Here is a 23,246-nt window from a genome sequence, read left to right as displayed (position 1 = left end):
GTCAACGTCCCCCCAAGGTTTCGGCGGCCGCCAGGCTGTAAGCGAGCAGCGCCTCCGGGTAGGCGCCGATGGCCAGTGTGATCAGCGCCAACCCCACCGTCACCGCCCAGGCGGCCCTCAGGTCTGCCCCTGCGGGTGGCTGCCATGACGGCTGCGGATGCGGTTTCCAGAACGCTTCCATCCAAATTTTCATCATCGAGTACAGCGTCAGCACGCTCACCAACAGCGCCGCCACGGTCCACGCCACGCGCCCCTGCGCCAGGGCCTCTTGCAGCACCCACAGCTTGGCCCAGAACCCGGACAGCGGCGGAATTCCCACCAACGACAGCGCCGGGATCAAAAACAGCACGCCCAACGCTGGGCGATGGCGATACAGGCCGCCGATGTCGCGCAAGTCATAGCTGCCGGTGAGGCGCCAGACCATCGCCGCGATCAAAAAGAGGTTGGCCTTCACGACGATATGGTGCAGCGTGTAGAAAAGCGAGGCCGCCTGCCCGGCCTCGCTGGCCAGCGCGACGCCGAGCAGGATGTAGCCGATCTGGCTGATGATGTGAAACGCCAGGATCCGCCGCATGTCCCAGTGGTAAGCCGCCCCTAGCACGCCAAAGAGCATCGTGGCCACGGCAATCCAACCCAGCACCTCGAACAGCAGCGCGGGCGCGGTGACGAAAATACCCGCGAGCGTCCGCAACACCGCGTAGACCCCCACCTTGGTCAGCAGCGCGGCAAACAGCGCCAGCACCGGCGCGGGCAGTGTGTGATACGACGCCGGCAACCACGCGAACAGCGGAAACGCCCCCGCCTTGATCAAAAACGCGAGCAGCAGCCCGGTGAAGGCCAGCGCAGTGGGCCAAGGGGCCGCGCCCGGCAGCGCCTGCGCGATCGCCCCGTAATTGAGGTGTCCCGTCACCGCGTACACCATCCCCACCGCCATCAGCAGCAGCAGCGTGCCCAACAAATTGAGCACGAAATATTTGAACGTGGCGTCGAGCTGGTCGGTGCGCCCGCCGATGGCGAACAGCCCCAGCGCGCAGATCAACATCACCTCGAACCACACGTACAAATTGAATAAATCGGCCGTGGCAAACGCCCCGCCGACACCGACGAGCACCCCATGCATCAGCGGCAGTAGCAGGGGGTGGCGCGGCTGGGTGTCGGCGTCACTCAGCAAAAACAGCAGCGCCGCCAGACCCATGATCGCGGTGATCACCACCAGCGCCGCCCCGACCCGGTCGATAACGAAGGCAATCCCGAATGGCTCGCCCCAGCCGCCAAACACCGCCTCGATAGGCTGGTCCGCTGCCGCCCGGGTCAGCAGCGCCAAGGCACAGGCCAACAAGACCGCAACCCCACCCAAACTGAGGACCTGCTGCAAGCGGGGCCGCTGTGCGGTCAACGCCGTGGCCACGACGGTGGCCAGCGGCACCAGCACGGGAGAGATGGCCAGCGCACTCACACCCGCCCTCCCTCGGCACTGCCGCCCGTGGGTGGCCACGTCGGCTGCGTCGCCGGATCTGCCCGCGGCGGTTTGATGGCATCGGTCGGCACCGGCTCCGCGTCCCGCAGCGCGAGCACGTCATCGGTGTCGACGCGCTGTATCAAGCGCAGCACGAGTGCCAGCGAAAAACACATCAGCGCAAAGCCGATCACGATGGCCGTCAGGACCAGGGCTTGCGGCAGCGGATTGGCGGCCTCGTGCAGCACCGTCTCGCCCGGCAGCACGACCGCCGGGGCGGTGGGCCCCAAACGCCCCGAGGCGAACAGGGCCAGGTTGACGGCGCTGCCCAGAATCGCCAGTCCAACCACGGCGCGAAACAGATCCCGCGACAACGCCAGATAGGCCCCTGCCGCGATCGAAACCCCCACCGCGACAGCCAATACCCAGATCACGATTCCCCTCCTTGCGCCGTATCGCGCACACCGCTGAGCTCCAGCAGCGCCAACGCGTAACCGGCCAGCGCCCCCCAGACCGACAAGTACACCCCGAGATCGAACAGCAGGACGGTCGATACCGGCAGCGTGAGCGCCCCCCAACCGAGCGTGGCCCACAGGTGGGTTAGATAGACCTCACCCCGACCCCACGCGGGCACCCCGGCAAGCGCCGCTACGGCCACGCCCACCGTCGCCAGCCGAAGCGGCGACGCCAAGGGCAGCCGCCGCCGCGCGGCATCGCTGCCCCGCGCCACCGACCACAACACCGATGCCGCAGCGGCCAGCAACCCCCCGATGAAGCCGCCACCGGGCTCGTTGTGCCCGCGCAGCAACACCCACACCGACGCGGCCAGCATCAGCCAATACAAAGGGCCGGACACCACGTCCAGGATGACCGAGCGCGTTTTCATCGCACCTCCTCCGCTGCCGAACCCGCCTGCGAGTGGCCGCGGTCCCTCGCCTTGATCGAACGCAACAGCGGCCACGCCGCCAGCAACGACAGCATCACCACCGAGATTTCCCCCAGCGTATCCAGCGCACGGAAATCGACCAGGATCACGTTGACGACGTTGCGTCCCTGGGCATCGGGCACGCTATGCGCGGAAAAAAATGCCGACAGCGTGGGATCGAACGGCACCGCCACGCTCACCAGCAGCCATGCCGCCACTGCCAAACCCAGCACAACCGCCACCGACGCCCGCCAGCGCCACGGCTGCGGTGCGGCCAACCCTTGCCCGTAGCCCCAGCGGCGCAGCTTGAGCAACACCGAGGCCACGACGATCACGAAAACCGACTCCACGACGAACTGCGTCATCGCCACATCGGGTGCCCCGGCAAACAGGAAAATGATCGCGCTGCCGTAGCCCACCAGCCCCGCGGCCAGCAGCAAAACCAGGCGATCGCGCGGCCACAGCGCCAGCACCGCTCCGGCGACGACCAGTGCACACGCCCCGGCAAACCCCCATCCCGGCGGTACCCACTGCGGCCACGTCCACGCCCCGGTGCCGAACCACAGTACCCCCCCCACGGCGGCCGCCACCACCGCCAGCATCGTCACCCCATAGCCGGGCAGGCGACCGTGCTGCAGACCGCGCGTGGCAGCCGCGGCCAGCGCGGGGATGGCGCGCAGGCCCCGTTCGTAATGCGCCGCCATCCCCCACGGGGCCATTCGCACGGCCAAGCGTTCGAACAACCGATGCAGCGGATCCCACAGGAAAAACAGGCCCAGCCCCGCCGCCAGTGTCACCGCCACCGATACCAACGACGGCCCCACCTCCAACGCCAGCGCCACGACGACCGCTTCCGTCCCCGGCGTCATCGCCACGGAGGCTTGGGCGATCAGATCCTGCACGACGAAAGGGAACAACCCCAACAAGACCCCGACGCCCGCCAATACCAGTGGCGGCAGCACCAGCGCCGCGCCGCCTTCGTGCGCAGGAGGCGTCTCGTTCGTCCCCGGATGACGCCAAAAGACGCGGATCGCGGCCACCGCCGCCACCGCGACGGCGATGGTGCCGAACACGGTATTGGCCGCCCGCGCGAAGGCAAACACCCCTTCGGCCCCCTTGGCCGCCAGGATCGCATCCTTGGCGATGTAGCCAAACGACATGGGCATGCCCGCCATCGACGCCCCCGCGAGCAGCGCCGCCGCCGCCGTCCACGGCATCGCGTGGCGCAGGTTGCCCAGCCGGTCGATCACCCGGGTGCCGGTGCCATGGTCGACATTGCCCGCCACAAAAAAGAGCGGGGCCTTGTACAGCGCATGCGCCAGCAGCAGCGCACCGACCGCGACCGTGGCCCCCTCACCACGCAACCCGACGAGCGCGACCAGCGTGCCCAGCGTCGCGACCGTGGACCACGCGAGAATGCGCTTGAGGTCACGCTCGCGCAGCGCCAGCACCATCCCCCAGGCCGCCGTGAGCGAACCCACCGCTTTGAGTGTCCACTCCCACAGCGCCCACTCGCCGAAGCCAGGATCCAGCCGCGCGAGCAGATACACCCCCAGCTTGACCATCGTGGCCGAATGCAGGTAGGCCGACACCGGGGTGGGCGCTGCCATCGCGTTGGGCAACCAAAAGTGGAAGGGAAACTGCGCGCTCTTCGTGAACGCCCCCACCCCAATCAGCACCAGCGCCGCCGTCAGGCCGGTGGACGGCGGCACCTGTGGCAGTTGCGCGACGATCGTGCTGATGCTCGTCGTCCCCATGGCCTGGCCCAGCAGGATGAAGCCCGCCAGCAGCGCCAACCCTCCGCTGCCCGTGACCAGTAATGCCTGTTGTGCCGACCGGCGACTCGCAGCGTCTTCATGATGGAAGCCGACCAGCAGGAACGACACCAAACTGGTCATTTCCCAAAAAAGAAACAGCGTGATCAGGTTGTCCGCCGTGACACAGCCGATCATCGCCACCATGAACAGCGTCAACAGCACGTACAGCCGCCGCTGGTGGGGGTGCCCCGCCAAGTAGCCACCGGCATACACGAACACCGCGGTCCCGACACCGGTGATCATCAACAACATGAGCGCGGACAGCCCATCGATCCAAAACGCCCACTCGATGCCCGCACTGGGCACCCACGACCAACGCTCCGCCAGCGGCAGCTCGTGGTGGGTCAACAACCAGAGCACGCACGCCAGCGCCGCGGCGGGCAGCGCAACGAAGGCAGCGCGCTCAGCAACACCCATGCCGCCATCGGACGGCGAGTGAGAATGCGGATGCGTCATGTTGGGCGGGATGGATCGCAGAGAACGAGGAGCCGCCGCAACTGCCGATCGCGGCGGCCGTCCTGACTCGATAGCTTATCGGAAACCGATTCCGCGCCCGTTTCGGAGTTCCGCATTCCCGGCCACCGGCCCCCTTGACCGGCTTCGACCGGACCGGATCTGCCCCGCGCCCGCTGTAGCGTCGCTGAAGCGGCTGCCGCGGTCAGCCGCGCCGCTGCGCGGGGTGGTTCACCGGCGTGAGCGCCCGCCCTTTAGTGAGGTAGGCGATCAGGTTGTCCGCGGCCAGATCCGCCATCGCGCGCCGCGTGCGCACGGTGGCGCTGGCGATGTGGGGCGTGAGCACGACATTGGGGACTTCCAGCAAACCGGGGTGCACATGCGGCTCGCCCTCGAACACGTCCAAGCCCGCCGCGGCGATGCGCCGCTCGCGCAGCGCCTGGGCCAATGCCGCGTCGTCGACGATGCCGCCGCGCGCCAGGTTCACCAGCACGGCCGTCGGCTTCATGCGGGCGAGCTCCGCCGCACCGATGATGTGGTGGTTCTGCGGGGTGTACGGCAGCACCAGCACCAGGTGATCCGACTCGCGCAGCAGCGTGTCCTTGTCCACCCAGGTGGCGCGGCAGTCGTTCTCGATCGCCGCGTCCAGCCGGTGGCGGTTGTGGTAGAGCACGCGCATGCCGAAGCCGTGCGCGCCGCACCGCGCGATCGCCTGCCCGATGCGGCCCATGCCGAGGATGCCCAGCGTCGTGCCATGCACCTCGGCCCCCGCGAAGAGGTCATACGACCAGCGCGTCCAGCGCCCGGCGCGCAGGTAGCGCTCGCTCTCCGTGACGCGGCGCGCCGCCGCCAGCAGCAGCGCGAAGCCGAAATCCGCCGTCGTCTCGGTCAGCACGTCCGGGGTGTTGGTGCCGACGACCCCGTGCGCGTCCATCGCGACGACGTCGAAATTGTTGTAGCCCACCGTCATGTTCGCCGCGATGCGCAGCGTCGGGCACGCGCGCAGCAGCGCGTCGTCCACGCGCTGGGTGCCGGTCAGCAGCACGCCCGCCTTGCCCTGCAGGCGGCGGATCAGCTCGTCCGGGGACCACTCGTCGTCCGCGTCGTTCGTCTCGACGTCGAAGTGCGCGCGCAGCCGCTCGATCGTCTCCGGAAACACCGCCCGCGCCACCAGCACGGCCGGCCGCCCTGTCGTTGCCTCGGATGCCATGTCCCTCCTCCCGCTTTCATGCTTCATGCCAATTGATCCACCGCATGTCGCGCGCCCCACGTCGCATGAAACAGGGTTTAAATAGCGTTGTGTTGTGCGGGAAAAAGCTCGGTTGGTACTCGGTGTGTTTACCCCAAATGTCAGCTGGACCCGCGACCGCACGGCCACCCCGTACTGTCACCCGAGAGCCGTGATCTCCCGAAATAGCCGCAATGCGCTTGTAGCCCTTGGCGCCGGCCAAATGCTACATCAGGAAACTGGCATCCAGCCGGCGTGTGCGCGAAGAAAAGCGACGAATCGTCATGGAAAAGCTCAAACCCGCGCGGGTTTGACGCCACCCTTGCGCCCAAGGCCAAAGCCCACGCGGTACAGATCCGGCATATCGATGCGGCCGTCCCGCTTGGTTTCGATCAGCCCGAGACGTTGCAGATCTTCTCGTACCCCATCCCATCCGCGGGCCGAATGCTGTGCGGGCAAGCGATCGGAGGGGATGCTCTGCGGGCCACCGGGGAATTTCTCAGCCCATCTTGCTTGGATGATTTCGAATTCGACCGGAACATTCAGCCCTGTCAGCTCGGACAGGATGACTGGCACCCACGGGTAATCCTCGGCCATCTCCTGCACACGGATCTCGGACGCCTTTTGAATGCCTCGCTTGATGCTTTCGTAGTGAAGCGCGTATTCATGCTCCGGATAACGATGTGCGGAATCTTCCGCCGCCTGCCGAATGGCGGCCAAGAATGAGCGGGGAGAGGTGCGCCCCTGACCATCGGCCAAATGGCTCACGGACCAGGTGTACGGCACGCCCCGCCGCTTGTCGCGCCCCATCCATGGTCCGGCCAAGCACTCGAAGGCTTTGCGTTGCGCTGCGGATTCGACCTTCATCTCATCGGCCACGCGCCAAAAACCGGATTGTTGGACATGCGGACAGATGCGGCGCATTAGCGCGCCATGGGCGTCACGCGCATTGATCAAGCGCTGCCAGAGCAACCCATGTAGGTCATGCCGCGCCCAGGTGAGTTCGGCCTTGGTCGCGGTGAGTTTGGAGGCGTCAGGAAAGTTGAATACGGTACGTTCGGCCTGATCTTCGCGGAGAAAGACTTTGGAATAGAGCCCCTGATAGGACTTGAGCCAAAGCACCGTACGCAACAGTCCGCGCACGATCTCATCCATCCGCTGCCAAACATTGCTGGTGCGATCGAGCGCGTCGAAGACGATCAGGCCTCGCCAGTCGCCCCGCTGCTGCATCAGTTTCGCCGCCGCCTCAGGTTCCTCCTTCAACCAAGCGGCCGTGGCTGACCAGTTGTCGCGCGGAATGGTGTGTCCCGAATGTTCCGCCACCCAGCGCAGGATCACGGCGCGCCAGAGATCGTACGGGTCTCCTCCTTGGTCGAGGAATTTAGTGAAAACATCGGCATTCGGGTAAGCGTCGATGTTTTCTTTCTCGCCGAAGCCCAGGCGCACCGTAACGCCAGCCAGGTCGGATGCGGCACCCTCCAACAACCGGCGCAGCTCTTCAGATTGCAAAGCCGAAGCCCAGAATGACTTGCCGACACCACGCCCCCCTACGATGACATGGGCATCCAGACGCAAGGCTTTCAAGTGGGAAGGGGGGACGTAGAGCGTCGCGGCGTCGGGCGTCTCGCCAGAATCATCCGTTTTTAGTTTGGCAGCAAGAATCGCCGCGCGCAGCGCGGGCGCTTCGCCGAGCATCGATTGATGGTTCAAAACGTCCCTCCGTCTATCACCTGTGGATAGCCTTCGCCCCACCCAAAATAAGCGACAACCCGGCCGATCAGGTCGCCGAAGACGTGCCGAATTTCAGCGTCGTCGATGTCTGTCAGCCTCCCGTGCAAGGTCTGCAACGCTGCGAATCCACTATGCCAACGCACGGCCCAGGGGCGATGTGGCGCGTCTTCGCTGCCCAGGTCAAAACTCCAGGCATCGGTCTCGGCAGCCGTGACCTCGTCATACATGGTATAGAGAAAAAGATCATAATAAGCATGCTCGCGCATGGCCGCTAGATAGTCTGTCGGCGACGCGTGCGCCGGCACCAGCGCCGCGACGATCTGTAGCCTTTCTCGGATTTGCTCTGCAACGCCAGCGCGCCGCCAGTGATCGAACAGAATCCGGTACCCGTTCCACGTCTGACTGCCATCTAGCGCAAAGAGCAGGATCAGGTTGGCGCCCAGGTCGGTCACGCAACTGGACGCGACCTCGTCGATCCCGGCGCGCGAGTCGATCAACATGATGTCCGGCTGGATGCGTTCTTCCAAGGTGCGCAACAACCGCTGTAGACGAGCGGACCACGGTTCATGCATGCCGTCGGAGCCAACTTTGGGCATCCACACCCGCCCCAGCTTGGCGATGTATTCGCCCGGCTTCGCGCCGTGGGCTGGCACGACGTAAATCTCACCGTCCCGCGACAACTCGCTGGTGGCAATCATGCTCTCCAGCACGGTATCGCCGTTGTCCACCAGGTCTTCCACCAACCAGTCGGTAATGCCATAGGTGGGCTGCCGCTCGGGCGGCAAAAGGCTCGTAGACAAGCCCGGCGATTCCAGGTCAAGATCGAGCACCAGCACCCGTTTGCCCAGTTGTGCCAGCTTCCAGGCCGTGGCCGCCAGCGCGGTGGAGCGCCCCACGCCGCCTTTGATGGAGAAAAACACCACCCGCGGCGACCCTTGAGCTTCCGGGGCGATGCTGGCCCAGTTGCCCTCCGTGGCCAGCCGGTCGATGACCCAGACGCGGTCGAATTCCTCCAGCGGGTAGCTCGCGGCACCCATGCAGACCGTATCGCGGCTCGGCTCATACAAAATGCCCGAGGTCACGGGATAGGCGTGCGGCGCGATTCGTTCGGCCAATTCCCGGTAGATCGTCTCGATGACGATCCGCACAGACGCTTCACGTTCGACGGATTCCGGCACGATGAACCGCACCCGGCCATTGAGGTCGCGGTTGATCACCAGCCAATCGAGCGACTGAATTTCTTCGCGGTGCGCACCGAGGATGGCGGATGCCTCGGGCAGGATCTGGTCAAAGGTCGTCATGCAGTAGCCCCTCTCGTTGCGCTTTCTTCACCAGTGCACGCACGATGGCCGCTCCGCTTTGATGCCCCTGTGCCCGAGTTTGGTCGAACTGGGATTGATGGGCATAGCGTTGTGAAACATTCCAGTCGCCAAATAGGTTGTAGGCAGGCAAGACATAGCCCGCGCCGCGATGGTGGCCGCAGCGGTAGGCCTCGAAGCGCGCCCAGATGCCATTGGCGTGTTCGCGGTCTTCCCTTTTTTCGGGCCGCTTATTGGCCGTGTCGAACGGCATACCGAAGGCGAGCATCAAGCGCTTGAGCCCGCACTCGGCAGCCAAACCGTAGAGATGGTCCGCGTTCGCCCAGCGCTGTGCCCGAAAGAGCCGTTCCGCGTCCTCCCAATGCCTCTCATGCGCATCGAGAAAATCGACGTGCACGTTATCTCCTCTTTTGCTCACTCGACCCAGGTCACGAAGCGCTCCAGCGGCTCGCGCGGCGTGACGAAGCGGTTGACCACGGCATCCGGATCCGCGTAACCCAGCGCCATCCCGCACACCAGCATTTCGCGCTCGCTCGCGCCGATGTGCGGCAGGATGATGCGCGCGTAGGGGTTCCACGCCGCCTGCGGACAGGTGTCGAGCCCGTGGGCACGTGCGGCGATCATCAGGTTCTGCAAAAACATCCCCGTGTCCACCAGCGAGCCGCGCCCCATTACCGTATCGATCGTCACCATCAAGCCGACCGGCGCGTCGAAGAAGCGGAAGTTGCGCTGGTGCTGCGCGTGCATCTTGTCCTTGTCGCCCTTGCCGATGCCGAGCAGCCCGTAGAGGCCCCAGCCGTTTTCGCGCCGGCGGTCGATATAGGGGCTGACCCACTCGCGCGGGTAATAGTCGTACGCCTCTTGGTACTCGGCGGCCAGCGCGGGGTTGGCACGGATCGCGTCGTGTGCGGCACACACTTTCGCGACCAGCTCATCGCGCGCGCGGCCCTGCAGCACGTACACCTTCCACGGCTGCGTGTTGGTGCCCGACGGTGCGCGCGCCGCCACGCGCAGCAACCGCTCGATCAGCGGCCGCGGCACCGGCGTCGGCAAAAACGCCCGCACCGAGCGGCGTCCGACGATCGCGGCTTCCACCTGCGCGGGATCCGACGCACGCCCCGCCGCCTGCAGCGGATCGAGTTGGGGCTCCGCCGCCGACGCGGCCTGGGTATCGGATGTTTGCGGCGCAATCATTGCAAAGCCCCCAGGGTGCGCGCGAGCGCTGTGGGCAGCGCCGCCACCGGACGGCGGCTGGCGCGGTCGACATAAACGTGCACGAAGTGCCCGCGCGCGGCCGTCTCCGCGGCGCCGGCGGCGAAGATCCCGACCTCGTAGCGCACGCTGGAGCGGCCGATGTGCGCGACGCGCAGACCCGCCTCCACCGGCTGCGGAAACGCGAGCGACGCAAAATAGTGGCACTGCGTCTCCACGACCAGCCCGATCACCTCGCCCGCGTGGATGTCGAGCGCGCCGGCCTCGATCAGGTAGCCGTTGACCGCCGTGTCGAACCAGCTGTAATAAACGACGTTATTGACGTGACCGTAGAGGTCGTTGTCCATCCAGCGCGTGCCGATCGGCCGCCAGGCGCGGTAGTGGGATCGGGGCCACGGCTGCGGGCGCGAACCGGCGGGGGGCGTGCTGCTCACGGGGGCGCTCTCCTGTCGTCGTCGGCCGACGATTGTGCCACCGCACGCCAGCGCCGCCAGTATGCCAGCGCGACACGGAACGTGTTGCGCTGCACCCGCACGGTGGTGGCGATATCGTGCCCGTAGCCGCCTGCCATCGCCATCGCGAGTGGCACGCGCCGCTGCCACGCCCACTCGAACACGCGCCGGTCGCGCGCCTCCATGCCGTCGTCCGTGAGCTTGAGCCGCCCCAGCCGGTCACCCTCGTGCGGGTCGGCGCCGGCCAGGTAGATCACCAACCCCGGCTCAAAACGCCGCTCCAGCTCGGCGAGCGCCCACTCCAGCGCCTCCAGGTACTGCCCGTCGCCACAGCCGTCCGGCAGCTCGACGTCGCAGTCGCTGGGTTCCTTGCGAAACGGAAAATTGCGCGCCCCGTGCAGCGACAGCGTGAACACCGTCGGGTCGTCGCGAAAGATGCTGGCCGTGCCGTTGCCCTGGTGCACGTCCAGGTCGATGATCGCCACTTGCAGCGGCCGCGCGCGCGCGCCGGGGCCGCGCCGCGCCCACTCCGCCTGCATCAGCCGCGCCGCCACCGCCGCATCGTTGAAGACGCAGAACCCCCCGCCCTTGTGCGCGTAGGCATGGTGGGTGCCACCGGCGATATTGGCCGCCACCCCCTCGCCCGCCAGCGCCACACGGCAGGCCTGGATCGTGGCGCCGACGGAGCGGCGGGCGCGTTCCGCCATCGCCGGCGACCACGGAAAACCGATCTCGCGCTGCAGCGCCGGCGCCAGCGTCCCGCGCTCGATCGCGTCGATATAAGCCGGGGTGTGCACCAGTGCGAGCTCGCCGTCGCTCGCCGGCGGCGCCTGCTGCAGGCGGATGTCGGGCTCGCCGGCCAGCGTATCGCGCAGCAGCGCGTACTTCGCCATCGGGAAGCGGTGCCCCGGCGGCAGCGGCAGCACGAACTGGGTGGCATAAAACACCTGCATGGCGCGGCAGTGTGCCATGCCCGTGATGCCGGCGATGGCCGGGTGCGCGTCGCCGACCTCCGGGCCCCGGTCCCGCATCTGGCGTCTTGGCGCGTCGGCTGCATGCGCCGGGCACCAGCGCTGCAACCAACTCCGCAACCCGACCCGCTATTGCCCCCGATACCGGGACCCGACAGCGGGGCCTTGCCAACCGCCCCGCGATGTGGGTACAATTTTGCCAATGTTGCATTGCAACAAAGGCAAACCACAGACGGAGGATGAGATGCTGACCCCCGAACAACTGGCCGCCGCCCACAAGGCCAACATCGAGACACTGTTTGGTCTGACGCGGCAAGCGGTGGAGGGGGTGGAAAAGCTCGTCGAGCTCAATCTCCAGGCCACACGTGCGGCGCTGCGCGACGCCGCCGACCAGACGCTGGCGCTGCTGTCGGCCAAGGACGCGCAGGAACTGCTGCAACGCCAGGCCGCGCTGCTGCAGCCGCTGGCCGAAAAGGCCATCGCTTACAGCCGCCAGCTGTACGAAATCGCCGCCAGCACCCAAGGCGCGTTCGCCGAGGCGGCCCAGCAGCAGGCGCACGATCTGCAGGCCAAGGTGCAGGCCGTGACCGACAATATCGCCCGCAACGCCCCCGCCGGCACGGAGGCCGCGGTGGAGGCGATGCGCAACGCCGTGCAGGCCGCCGCGGTGGCGATGGAAACGGTGCAGCGGGCGGTGCAGCAGGCGTCGGCGCTTGCCGAGAGCAACGCCCAGAAAATGACCGAATTCGCCGAACAGGCGGTGCGCGCCAACACGCCCGCCCCCCGTGCCGGGGCGCGCAGCCGCCGCAGCGCCGCCTGAACGGCCACGATTTGCTTCGAGTTGTCTCCTCGGGTCTCTTCGAAATCCCTTTCAGGGACCCTTCACAGCCCCGCCGCTCGGCGGGGTTTTTTTTGCCGACGCGCAACCCCTCGACGGCCCGTCCGGTCTCAGCGCCCGTTGGGCGCGGCGGCCAGCGGCTTCCGCAGCGCCTGCAGCCGCTCGCGCAGCCGCGGCAGCGCCGCCTGCATCGCCGCGCGGCCTGCGGCGATGCTGCGTTCGCGCGCCGCGAAATCGGTGCTGGCCACGCCGTCCAGCGCCGGGCGCACCACCACGTCGGCGCGCGCCAGCACGTGGCGGTTGATCGTCTGCCCCATGATCGTGAACGTCTGCAGCAGCACGCGCACCGGGTCGGTCTGTGCCAGCGGCGCCGGCGGGCTGCTGATGTCGACAGCCAGCACCAGCTCGGCCCCCATCTCGCGCGCCTGCTCCACCGGCACCGGCGCGACCAGCCCGCCGTCCACATAAGCGCGGCCAGCGATCGACACCGGCGAAAACACGCCCGGCACCGCGCTCGAGGCGCGCACGGCGGTGGCCGTGTCCCCGCGGCGGAACAGCACCGGCTGCCCGGTCGCGAGGTCGGTGGCCAGGATCCCCAGCGGCAGCGGCATCGCCTCGATCAGCCGCCCCTGCACCATGCGGTGGACGTAGCGCGCCAGCGCCTCCCCGCGCAGCAGCCCGCGGTTGAAGATCGGCACCGTCCAGTCGGCGATCATCGCCTCCTCCATCTCCAGCGCGGCCCTCTCCAGCGCCGCACCCGACAGGCCGTGCGCGTACAGAGCCGCGACCAGCGATCCAGCCGACGTCCCGACCACCAGATCGGGGCGGATACCCTCGCGCTCTAGCACCTGGATCACGCCGATGTGGGCAAAACCGCGCGCGGCACCGCCCCCCAGCGCCAGGCCCAGCCGGGGCGGCCGCGTTGGCACCGGCGCAGGCGGCTCCGGTGGGGCCGCGGGCGGTAGCGTGCCAGGGACGGGCTCGGGAGGCGGCGTCGCACACCCCCACAGCGCCACCGCCAGGGCGGATGCCATGCCGCCACCGATCCAGTGGCGACGCGACCAGGCGGCACCACGCCAGCCCTCGACCGATGAGACGAAGCGCGATGATTTTTTCATAACGAGAATGATTTTCGTTTGTGGTAATATCGAGGCAACCGATGGCTTCTACCCGATCGACCAATCGTTGCGTCTTCCCCCTTCTTCTCTTTGAGGAGTCTTGATATGTCGCTTCGTCCGAACCGCCTGCGCCGCCAGCTCAGTCAAGCCGCGCTCGCCGTGCTGGCCCTGTCGTCTACCGTCTTCGGCATCAACCCCGCGAACGCGCAGGACAAGGTACTGCACCTGTACTCGGCGCGCCACTACCCGACCGACGAGGTGATGTACCAAAACTTCACCAAGTTGACGGGCATCCAGATCAAACGCGTCGACGGCGACGATGCCGGCATTGTCGCGCGCCTGAAGGCCGAGGGTGCCGCCTCCCCCGCGGATGTGGTGCTGCTGGTCGACGCGGCGCGCATGGCGGTCGCCGACGCGCAGGGGTTGTTCCGCCCCATCAAGTCCGCCAAGCTCGACGCCGCCATCCCCGCGCACCTGCGCGCCGCGCCCACGCCCGAGGGCGTGACGTGGACCGGTTTTTCGACGCGCGCGCGCGTCATCGTGTACGACCCGCTGCGCGTCAAGGCCGAGGATGTCGCCACCTACGAACAGCTCGCCGACCCGAAGCTCAAGGGCCTGCTGTGCACGCGCTCGGGCTCGCACCCGTACAACCTGTCGCTGTTTGCCACCGTGATCGAGCGCCTGGGTGACGAAAAAGGCCAGGCGTGGCTCAACGGCCTGGTCGCCAACATGGCGCGCCCGCCCAAGGGGGGCGACACGGACCAGATCCGCGCCGTCGCCAGTGGCGAGTGCGGCGTGGCGCTGACCAACAGCTACTACATCGCGCGGCTGGTCAAGTCCGACAAACCCGAGGACCGCAAAGTGATGGAGCGCGTGCGCGTGGTCTTCCCGAACCAGGCCACGACCGGTACCCACGTCAACATTGCCGGTGCCGCGGTCGCGCGCCACAGCAAGAACGTCGACGCCGCCATCCAGTTCATGGAGTTCCTCGCCAGCCCGTTCGCGCAGGACTACTTTGCCAACGGTAACAACGAGTTCCCGACCGCCAAAGGCGTGACGATCGACAACCCGGCGCTCAAAGCCATCGGCGGCGACAACTTCAAGGCCGACACGATCCCGCTGTCTGTCGTCGCGAAAAACCTGACCAAGGTCCAGCAGATGCTGGATCGCGCGGGCTACAAGTGACACCGCTTCCCACGACGCGGCGCCGCGCACCGCAGGCGTTACGCCCACCCCGCGCCGCCGTCGCAACGCTCTCCTGGTAGTGTGCACCCCATGGTGCTTGCTGCCCGCCGGCTCCGGCGGGCTTTTTTTTGAGAAAGTTTAACGAGTCGTCTATGTAGAAAGTGTCGTATAATCGCAAGCGCGGGCTCGGTGCTCGATCTGTGAGGGGCGCATGCCGTTCAACCCGTCGGTCCAGCGCCCCCCGCGTTGACCGCGACAATCGCGACGTCCGACAGGTGGACGTGACAGAGAGTGCAGAGTGCCATGCGACAAATTCCCGCTTTTTTGACAACTCTCGTTGCATTCACCGCGCTGCTGTTGCTCGGCCCCCTGTGGGGGATCGTTTTCGGGCTGGCTTCGTTCGCCGTCGGGGACACGCTGCTGCTGCGACGGGAGTTGCGTTCGCTGCGGCGCCAAATTGACCAGATGGTCGCAAAACCCGGTGCTCCCCAACAGGGTTGCCCGTCCCTCGCCTCGTCGGCGCAGACGGCGCGGGACACCCAACGTGACGAACCGTCGGTGCCCCCTTCACCGCGGGCCTCCTGTGAGACCGATACCCAGGATGCGCACCACGAGCGCACCGAAAAAGCCCTCCCCCCCATCGGCGGGGAGACCGAAACGGAAGTGATACCGGAGCGCCGACCCGCCGACCCCGAGTTTCCGGACGGGGTGGAAGACCGCATCCACCGGGGCACCGTCACGGTGGCCGAGAATATCCGGGCACCCATGACATTGGCCAGCCAGCCGGATACGCAGAACCGCTCCTGGGCAAAACCGGCCACCGCCACTATCCAAACCGTCGCCCTGCCGCCGAAGTCGGTTGACCTCGTAAGCAGCGGTAGCAGTCGGCTTGCAAACGATACCCCGCAAATCGACAAGTCCAGCACGCAAGTCCGAACCCGACCCTGACGCACCGTGTCGTCCCCAATGCTTCATGTGCCGACCCATCGGGCACGCCGATGGGTGCGCGTCCTGATATCGCGGCGCGCCCTTTGGATTGGACTGATGCTGGGTCTGGTCTGGTTGGCGTCGATACCTGTCGAGCGCACGGCCCAAGCCGTGATGGCGGTTGCATGCTTGATCGTACTCGGCGTGATCATGCGCCTGTTCGACCGCATGGAGACCCAACGGCGACGTGAAGTCACCTGGCTACGGCTGTTTGCGATTGCCCTCGCGGTGTTCCTGTCGTTGCGCTATTTTTCCTGGCGGATCAACTATACGATCAGCTATCACGATTTTTTCAGTTTTATTGGCGCGCTGCTGTTATTGGCCGCCGAGCTGTATGGTTTGACAATTTATCTGATCGGCGCGTTCGTCAACGCCTACCCAATCGAGCGCAAACCACCGCCTTTACCCCGAGATCCCGACCAACTCCCCACCGTCGACATCCTGATTCCCAGCTATAACGAGGACCCCGAGCTGTTGGAAATCACGCTGCTGGCCGCAACCCAGCTCCGCTACCCCAAATCACGCTACAAGGTATATTTGTGCGATGACGGCGGAACGGTTCAACGGCGACAGCGTCGCGATATCGGTGCGCAAGCTTGGGAGCGGCATCGCACGCTCAAAGCGCTGTGCGAACGTGTCGGCGCCATATATGTGACTCGCGAGCGCAACGAGCACGCCAAAGCGGGCAACCTCAACCAGGCGCTACGTGATCACTGCCGTGGGGATCTGGTTCTCATTCTCGATGCGGATCACGTCCCCACGGCCGATATTCTGGAAAATACCGTTGGCTTTTTCTTACAAGATCCCAAACTATTCCTCGTCCAAACCCCTCACTACTTCGTCGCCCCTGAAATATTCCTAACCCGTTGATAAAGCGTTCGTTTTTGGCTGTTTTGCGGTACAATTTCTCCCAGCTTTTTGCCACCCTCGACGCGGTTGCTGGGAGTTCTGACCATGGCCGAGTGCATGCACAGCGAGGATTTTTTCCGGCTGCGTCTGGAGCACATGATCGATGTGCGCCACCCACTGGCGGTGCTGGCACAGCGCATGCCGTGGCAGCGGCTCGAGCACGCGATCGCGCAGCGCCTGGCGCGCGCACCCCGCAGCCAGGCTGTCGAGGCGCTGGACGACGCGATCGACCTCTTCGGTGAGCAGCGCGCGCGCACCCGGCGCACCAGCCGCGCGGGGCGGCCGCGCGTGCCGCTGCGCATCATGATCAGCCTGCTGTACCTCAAGCACGCCTTCAACGAGTCCGATGAAGGCGTGGTGCAGCGCTGGAGAGACACGCCCCGCTGGCAGTATTTCTCGGGCTGTGCCTACTACGAGGATCGGCTGCCGTGCGATGCCACGACGCTGGTGAAGTTTCGCCAGTGGCTCGGGGAAGAAAGGGGTGGAGGAGCTGCTGGCGCAGACGATCAATGTGGCGGTCGAACTCGAGCTCATCGAGCCGCAGGCGCTCGAGCACCTGGTGGTGGACAGCACCGTGCAGCACAAGGCCATCGCCCACCCCAGCGACAGCCGGCTGCTGGAGGTGGCGCGAGTCAAGCTCGTGGCGGCGGCCAAGAACGCCGGGGTGCAGCTCAAGCAGACCTTTGCGAAGGAGGGGCAGCGACTGCGGCGCAAGGCTGCCGGCTACGCGCATGCCAGGCAGTTCAAGCGGCTGCGCCGCACCATCGAGCGCCAGGCCACGATCGTGGGACGCTTGGCGCGCGAGATCGAGCGCAAAGCCACGGCACTGACGCAGGCTGCACGCGAGGCCCTGGGCGAGTCGCTGGCCAAGGCGCAACAGATCATGGCGCAGAGCCGCCAGCGCAAGGCCAACGCAGGGCATCCCAAGCTGTATGCCTGGCACGCACCGGAGGTCGATTGCATCAGCAAAGGCAAGGCGCGCAGCCCCTACGAGTTCGGGGTGAAGGTCGGTGTGGCCAGCACCCTGCAGCACAACCTGGTCGTGGGTGCGCGCGCCTTTCACGGCAATCCCTACGACGGACACACCCTGTGGGCGCAGCTCGAACAGGCCACCATCCTGATGCAGGACAACGCCGTCGCTCCCACCGAGGTGTACGTGGACCTGGGCTACCGCGGGGTGGAGGCCGACAACCCACAGGTGCGCATCGTGCACCGCGGGCGCTGGCGGTGCCTGAGTCGCTCCGATCGGCGCCGGCTCAAGCGCCGCCAGGCCATCGAACCCATCATCGGGCACCTGAAGGCCGATTGCCGCATGGATCGCTGTCACCTCAAGGGCGAGCGGGGCGATCGGCTGCACGCGGTGCTGTGCGCGGCCGGCTACAACATCCGCTGGCTGCTGCGCATGATCGCCAAGCGGGGCATCGGCCCCCTTGTGGCGGTTCTTTTGCGTCTGCTGCTGCGCCTGCTACAAACCATCGAGCAGGCAAAGCGCGCGCTCACCACCCCCATGCCAGGGACGCTGCGAGCGGTGGGGTGAATTTTTCAGGGGCAACTACTTCATCAATCCGGACCCACTGGAAAGAAACCTGCGCACCTACGAGAGCATGCCGAGTGAAAACGAAATGTTCTACTCGGTCATCCAACACGGGCTTGATTTCTGGAATGCTTCGTTTTTTTGCGGGTCCGCCGCAGTTTTGCGACGCGCCCACCTGGACCTGATCGGCGGCATCGCCGGCGAGACCATCACGGAAGATGCCGAAACCGCGATGGCTTTGCACGGACAGCACGGCCTCAATAGCGTCTACTACGGCAAGCCGATGATCGCTGGATTACAGCCAGAAACGTTCAGTGGCTTCATCGTGCAAAGAACACGCTGGACCCAGGGGATGGTGCAAATTCTCATCTTGAAGAACCCCTGGAAACAGCCAAAACTGACGATACCCCAACGGCTCGCTTACACCTCCTCGGTTTTCTTCTGGTTTTTCCCGTTCGCGCGCATCGTTTTTTACATCGCGCCATCGCTTTATTTGCTGTTCGGTTTGCGCATCGTCGATGCGTACTTTTCCATGGATTTGCTCGCGTACACCCTGCCACACGTCCTGGGCGCGATGATGCTATCGAACATTCTGTACGGACGGACGCGCTGGCCTTTGATATCGGAGTTGTACGAAACGATACAATCGATGCACGCGTTGCCATCGATCGTAGCAACGATTCGGCATCCCCATGCCCCCAGCTTTGCCGTCACCCCCAAAGGGGAACGTCTGGACGAAGACTTCATTTCACAACTTGCGCTACCGTTTTACGCCATTTTCCTCTTCAGCTTCGTTTGCGTCATCGCCGGCGTCATCCGGCTGATCCTGATCCCCGGAGATCTTGGCGTCATCGCACTGACCATGACACTGGCGGCGATCAATATGATCTTTTCGATGGCGGCCATTGGCATCATGCTCGAAAAGGCGCAAAAACGCTCCGCTTACCGGGTGCCTGCGGAGTCCTTGGACGCGACCGCCGAATGGCACAGTGGCAACACCGTCGTGTCGCTCCGTTTTCTCGACGTCAGTCATGGCGGCGCTCGATTCACAGCGACGCAACCGCTGCCCCGTGGCACTCTGGGAGCGATACGCGCCACCATACCGGCGATGGACAACACCGTTGCCGATCTGCCGTCGTCCGTCGTGCGCGTGCGACGGATGACCAACGGCCAGTGGGAAATCGGCGTGCGTTTCGCTCCGCAAACGATCGAGGAGCGGCGCGCGATCGTCGCCCTGGTCTACGGCGACAGCGATCTACACGCGGCGAACCAACGCGCGCGTCAGCGCCGCATCGGCCTGGCTGAAGGATTTGCGTTTTTGCTGCGGCTCGCGGTCACGCATGCGGCCGAAAATTTCCAGTTCCTCACACGTCTCGCGTGGCAAAAAATTGTTTCGCTCATAACACCGAAATGGCAACGCATCCTCCAAAGGCTTTTCGCGGGGTAACCATGCGCCGTCTGATCTCGACCACACTCACGATCGGCCTCTTGCTGGTTGGCGGCGGACTGCTCCCTGCACCCGCCCAGGGGCAGCCCGAGAAAGCCGAACGACTCGAGCTGGACGCCGACCAGTCCCGCTATCGCTTCCCACTCGGCTGGTTCAACCGGGGCGACCGCGCCCCCATCGAACTTCGCGGCACGGACGCACGGCGCACGCTCGATCTTCCCATCCCTCAGCGACTCAGCATTGCGGATGCCCGCCTCGATCTGTACTACACGCAATCGCTCTCCCTCACCCCTCGCTCTCAGCTCGCGGTAACACTCGACGACCGCGTCATCGCGCAACTACCGGTACGCCCCGGGCAGCCCGATAACGCGGCGCGCATTCGGCTTCCCATTTCCGCTCTGCGCTCCGGGTTTCGCTCCCTCGGTTTTCGCGCCGCGCATCACTACACGAACGAGTGCGAGGATCCCTCCTCGCCGGAGCTGTACTCTCAGATCGATGCGGTCCAGTCGATCCTCGAGATTCGCGCACCACGCAAACCCATCGTACCGTCGCTGGCCAAGATCGCCGATATATTCGACCGGCGTCTTTGGATGAACCGGTATCAACTGCAACTGTTTTTGCCACCGCGCAGCGCCGGCAGCGCCGATCAACACTTATTGTCCGCCGCGGGGCAAGTCGCACAAGCAATCGGCGGCATTTTCGATTACCTGCCGGTCAGTGTGCGTGTCCAAATGCTATCGAAAACCGGGAACGGCGTTTCGACCGACGGTCGACGCTTTCCTGGGGTGTCGATCGGTGACGATGCCTGGGATGCCGTCGTCGTCGGCACCCGCGACCAGCTCACCCCCTACATCAGCCCGGATATCGCGCGCCGCATCACCGGCGGCTTCCTCGGCATATATCCCGTCGACGATGATCCGACACGCGCCATTCTGGTCGTATCGGGAACGACGCCGCAAGAAGTCTTGCAAGCAGCGACGGTGCTCAACCTGCCGGGGATTGCGCTACCCGACCGACAGGACGCCCTGATCGCGGCCGTCGACGTACCCGAAGAGGCGGCGCGCAGCCGCCCCACGGTCGATGGGCCCGGTTGGACGAGTTTTGTCAATCTGGGCTTCGAGGGCGCCACGTTGCGCGGACGGTATCCGGAGCCCGCCCAGATCGATTTCTGGTTTCATCGCGAAATGCTCGATCCCGGCAAGACGTTCGTGAAAATGGAAGTCAGCTTCGCCTATGGCATCGGCTTCGACCGGAAATCGGGCATCAATATTCTGCTCAACGACAAGTTCGTCAAGGCGATCCCACTGCAAAATCTTCAAGGCGAGCAAGTTTATCGTTATCAGGTGGAACTGCCGACGGTCGCGCTCCGCGACGGAAAAAATCGACTGCGACTGCAGCCCAACGTCATCGGGGTCGACTTGGGCGGTGCCTGCGTACCGGTCTTTTATGACAACTTGTGGATCTCGATATTGCCGGACTCCCGGATCGAACTGCCTCATCCGGAAGACTATCTGCGAGTTCCCGACCTCGCCCTGTTCGCTGCCGAGGGATTGCCCTACACCCGCAACGTTACCGGAGCGAGCACGACCTTGTTGATCACGGAAGACTCACCGGCGACGCTGAGCAGCGCCTTGACACTCGCGGCCAAACTGCGCCAGGTCAATCGCGCACCCCTGAGCCACATGCGCGTGGCGTTGAACGACGGGTCGAACATCGGCAAAAGCGCAGGCCTGATCGTCGTTGGCCCGGAATCGACCCTCCCCGAGCGACTGCGCACCGAAATGCAAGCCTTCACCACGTCCTCCACGTGGCAGTCCGTGATCATCGGGCAGCGCACGCGCAACGACCTGCGCACGGGGTTGCGGCGCTGGGCGGACAGCCCGGGCACCCCGCTTTTGCAGTTGACCTCGATCGCCGAGCACGTCCGTGCGAACGTCGCGATACGGGATGGGTTGGGCGACAGTGCAGCCGTCGTTCAATTTCTTTCCCCTTCCGCCGAAGTTCCCGTCACCGTCTTGACGGCCGCTGACGGCCCGCGGTTGGCGCAGGGAACCGCTCGCCTGGTCGAACACTCGGTATGGACGGTATTGGACGGCGCGGGGATGTTGTGGACGCCTGACGGCGAAGCCATCGTCAAGGCCACTGCGGAGTATCGGGAGTTCATCGGCAAAAAGCCGGCGATGTCCTGGTCGAGTCGGTTGCTGTCGGATTACCCATGGCTGATGTTGGTCTCGTTGCTGCTGATCGTCTCGGCGTTGGCGACGCTGAGCTGGCGGCTGCTGCTTCAACGCGCTCGGCGGCGGCTGCACGCCGGAACCTCTCAAACCCAATGAGCCCGATGACGCGGATACGGTGGCTGGCCCAGCGTTGCGTTTCCTACGCACGCTGTGGGCGACGGTGGATCGCGGGCATGGTGCTGATCGGACTGGCTGCCGCCTCGCAAGCGAGTGGCACCTTGCCGACGGCCGCTTGGCAGGCCTACAAGCGCGCATTTGTGGCAGCAGACGGACGTGTCATCGACCGAGGTAACGGCGATATCAGCCACTCGGAGGGCCAGGGCTACGGGATGCTGCTGGCACTGATGGCGGACGATCGCACAACGTTCGAGTCCATCTGGGAGTGGTCGCAACGCAACCTGCGGCGGGACGATGGGCTTTTTGGGTGGCAGTGGCATCCCAACAAGACCCCGCGCGTGCCCGACTGGAACAACGCGACCGACGGCGATTTGCTGATCGCATGGGCCTTGGTACGGGCCGGTCAACGGTGGAAGCAGCCCCAGTGGATCGACACAGCGCGGACCATGGCGCGCCGCATCCGGGAGGCGTCCATTGCCAACACGCCGTTCGGCCCCGTGATCCTCCCCGCTCAGCAGGGCTTCGAGCGTGGCGGGCGTTACACGCTCAATCCCTCGTATTGGGTGTACCCGGCGATCGATGCACTGGCATCCGTGGACGATGCAGCGGTTTGGGGTCAGGTGCGAGCGGCGGGTTTACGGCTTCTTGCCTTGAGCCGATTCCCCATGGTCGGTGGTGTCCCTCCGGACTGGATCGTGCTGCACCCCGACGCGCGGCTGGGATTGCCCGACGATCCCTCGCGGCGGCGATTCGGCTTCGATGCGCTACGCATCCCGCTGTACTTGTGCTGGTCTGGCATCACGGACCGAGACCTGTTCACAGCGTATCTCACGGTTTGGTCGAGTGACGAGGCACCCGCTTGGATCGATTTGGCCACGGGTGACCGCGCCGCCTATCCGATCCAGCGCGCCCACCGCGCCGTCCGCTGGGTCGCGCAGCGCTGTCTGGGTCAGCGTGCGTCCGCAGCAGGCACGGGAGCCACGCCGGTGATCGACCCGGCCGACTACTACGGCAGCACCTTGATGCTGCTGGCCACGCTCGCCCACCCCAACGCTCGCCAGCTGCCATGAACACTGGATACCGGATGGCCCTTCTGTGCGGCCTGATGATCGCGCCCTCGGTCTGGAGTGCACAGGACAGTGTCGATATTCGGCCCCTGCCAAGTCCGGTAGAGATCGTGCGCCCCCTCGAGCGGACCACCCAACCGCTGCGCATCGACGGCCCGCGTGGCGAGCTGCCCAGGGCCCCGGCGATGGTGCGGACGTCGCCCACCCACGGTCGTACGGCCAGCGAAGACGCGACCAACCAGA

General features: G+C 65.6%; 19 protein-coding genes and 1 pseudogene. 8 read left to right on the top strand and 12 right to left on the bottom strand.

All coding sequences use genetic code 11. From position 1 onward, the window contains the following. Nucleotide 1 precedes the first annotated feature (1 nt). From LCC91_RS03105 to LCC91_RS03055, 11 genes are all read right to left on the bottom strand, one after another. A complete protein-coding gene (locus LCC91_RS03105; protein ID WP_043699479.1) occupies nt 2–1,456 on the bottom strand; it encodes a proton-conducting transporter transmembrane domain-containing protein in 1,455 nt (484 codons plus the stop codon). Next, nucleotides 1,453–1,890, bottom strand: a complete 438-nt coding sequence (locus LCC91_RS03100; RefSeq protein WP_043699476.1) for a sodium:proton antiporter — start codon at nt 1,888–1,890, stop codon at nt 1,453–1,455. The genes LCC91_RS03105 and LCC91_RS03100 overlap by 4 nt, the downstream gene beginning before the upstream one ends. Then, a complete protein-coding gene (locus tag LCC91_RS03095; protein ID WP_043699473.1) occupies nt 1,887–2,342 on the bottom strand; it encodes an MnhB domain-containing protein in 456 nt (151 codons plus the stop codon). Before LCC91_RS03095 ends, LCC91_RS03100 begins: the two co-directional genes overlap by 4 nt. After that, entirely contained in the window at nt 2,339–4,615 is a 2,277-nt protein-coding gene (mbhE, locus tag LCC91_RS03090) for a hydrogen gas-evolving membrane-bound hydrogenase subunit E (protein WP_052231436.1), read from the bottom strand. The genes LCC91_RS03095 and mbhE overlap by 4 nt, the downstream gene beginning before the upstream one ends. 241 nt (nt 4,616–4,856) lie before the next feature. Continuing rightward, complete coding sequence (locus LCC91_RS03085) at nt 4,857–5,861, bottom strand: 2-hydroxyacid dehydrogenase (RefSeq protein WP_058616580.1); 1,005 nt, start codon at nt 5,859–5,861, stop codon at nt 4,857–4,859. A 312-nt stretch (nt 5,862–6,173) separates the two neighbouring features. Next, a complete protein-coding gene (locus tag LCC91_RS03080; RefSeq protein WP_224441004.1) occupies nt 6,174–7,589 on the bottom strand; it encodes a hypothetical protein in 1,416 nt (471 codons plus the stop codon). After that, nucleotides 7,586–8,911 (bottom strand): KGGVGR-motif variant AAA ATPase, encoded by a 1,326-nt coding sequence (locus LCC91_RS03075; protein WP_043702081.1) that lies wholly within the window; start codon nt 8,909–8,911, stop codon nt 7,586–7,588. Before LCC91_RS03075 ends, LCC91_RS03080 begins: the two co-directional genes overlap by 4 nt. After that, entirely contained in the window at nt 8,898–9,326 is a 429-nt protein-coding gene (locus LCC91_RS03070) for an SAM-dependent methyltransferase (protein ID WP_143897951.1), read from the bottom strand. The genes LCC91_RS03075 and LCC91_RS03070 overlap by 14 nt, the downstream gene beginning before the upstream one ends. 17 nt (nt 9,327–9,343) lie before the next feature. Further along, nucleotides 9,344–10,123, bottom strand: coding sequence for a nitroreductase (locus LCC91_RS03065; protein WP_143897953.1), 780 nt, complete (start codon nt 10,121–10,123; stop codon nt 9,344–9,346). Further along, nucleotides 10,120–10,575 (bottom strand): acyl-CoA thioesterase, encoded by a 456-nt coding sequence (locus tag LCC91_RS03060; protein ID WP_224441003.1) that lies wholly within the window; start codon nt 10,573–10,575, stop codon nt 10,120–10,122. The genes LCC91_RS03065 and LCC91_RS03060 overlap by 4 nt, the downstream gene beginning before the upstream one ends. Continuing rightward, complete coding sequence (locus LCC91_RS03055; RefSeq protein ID WP_058616229.1) at nt 10,572–11,546, bottom strand: histone deacetylase family protein; 975 nt, start codon at nt 11,544–11,546, stop codon at nt 10,572–10,574. The genes LCC91_RS03060 and LCC91_RS03055 overlap by 4 nt, the downstream gene beginning before the upstream one ends. A gap of 262 nt (nt 11,547–11,808) precedes the next feature. Between LCC91_RS03055 and LCC91_RS03050 the strand changes: the two genes are divergently transcribed. Then, complete coding sequence (locus LCC91_RS03050; protein WP_058616230.1) at nt 11,809–12,384, top strand: phasin family protein; 576 nt, start codon at nt 11,809–11,811, stop codon at nt 12,382–12,384. 128 nt (nt 12,385–12,512) lie between these two features. On the opposite strand, the gene LCC91_RS03045 is transcribed toward LCC91_RS03050, so the two are convergent. Beyond that, nucleotides 12,513–13,520: a patatin-like phospholipase family protein gene (locus LCC91_RS03045; protein ID WP_390612132.1), complete on the bottom strand. Its 1,008-nt coding sequence runs from the start codon at nt 13,518–13,520 to the stop codon at nt 12,513–12,515. A 105-nt stretch (nt 13,521–13,625) separates the two neighbouring features. Between LCC91_RS03045 and LCC91_RS03040 the strand changes: the two genes are divergently transcribed. The 7 genes and pseudogenes from LCC91_RS03040 (at nt 13,626) to LCC91_RS03000 (ending at nt 23,006) form a co-directional block, all read left to right on the top strand. Further along, nucleotides 13,626–14,705 carry a Fe(3+) ABC transporter substrate-binding protein gene (locus tag LCC91_RS03040; RefSeq protein WP_043703101.1) on the top strand — a complete coding sequence of 360 codons (1,080 nt, stop codon included), beginning with the start codon at nt 13,626–13,628 and terminating at the stop codon, nt 14,703–14,705. Between the two features lie 303 nt (nt 14,706–15,008). After that, on the top strand, nt 15,009–15,653 hold the full coding sequence (locus tag LCC91_RS03035; protein ID WP_143897955.1) for a hypothetical protein: 645 nt from the start codon (nt 15,009–15,011) through the stop codon (nt 15,651–15,653). A 96-nt stretch (nt 15,654–15,749) separates the two neighbouring features. Continuing rightward, complete coding sequence (locus LCC91_RS03030; RefSeq protein ID WP_185974897.1) at nt 15,750–16,562, top strand: glycosyltransferase; 813 nt, start codon at nt 15,750–15,752, stop codon at nt 16,560–16,562. Between the two features lie 96 nt (nt 16,563–16,658). Then, nucleotides 16,659–18,138 (top strand): annotated as a pseudogene (locus LCC91_RS03015) (IS5 family transposase). 67 nt (nt 18,139–18,205) lie between these two features. Further along, nucleotides 18,206–19,582, top strand: coding sequence for a glycosyltransferase family 2 protein (locus tag LCC91_RS03010; protein ID WP_185974936.1), 1,377 nt, complete (start codon nt 18,206–18,208; stop codon nt 19,580–19,582). A 2-nt stretch (nt 19,583–19,584) separates the two neighbouring features. Beyond that, nucleotides 19,585–21,915, top strand: a complete 2,331-nt coding sequence (locus LCC91_RS03005; protein WP_043703098.1) for a cellulose biosynthesis cyclic di-GMP-binding regulatory protein BcsB — start codon at nt 19,585–19,587, stop codon at nt 21,913–21,915. 77 nt (nt 21,916–21,992) lie between these two features. Then, a complete protein-coding gene (locus LCC91_RS03000; RefSeq protein ID WP_052231746.1) occupies nt 21,993–23,006 on the top strand; it encodes a glycosyl hydrolase family 8 in 1,014 nt (337 codons plus the stop codon). Nucleotides 23,007–23,246 lie beyond the last annotated feature (240 nt).

It is taken from the genome of Tepidimonas taiwanensis, assembly GCF_020162115.1.
GTDB classification, from domain to species: Bacteria; Pseudomonadota; Gammaproteobacteria; order Burkholderiales; family Burkholderiaceae_C; genus Tepidimonas; species Tepidimonas taiwanensis.
The sequence above is the reverse complement of the archived record's forward strand: the minus strand, read 5'-3'. Positions and strand labels throughout refer to the sequence as shown.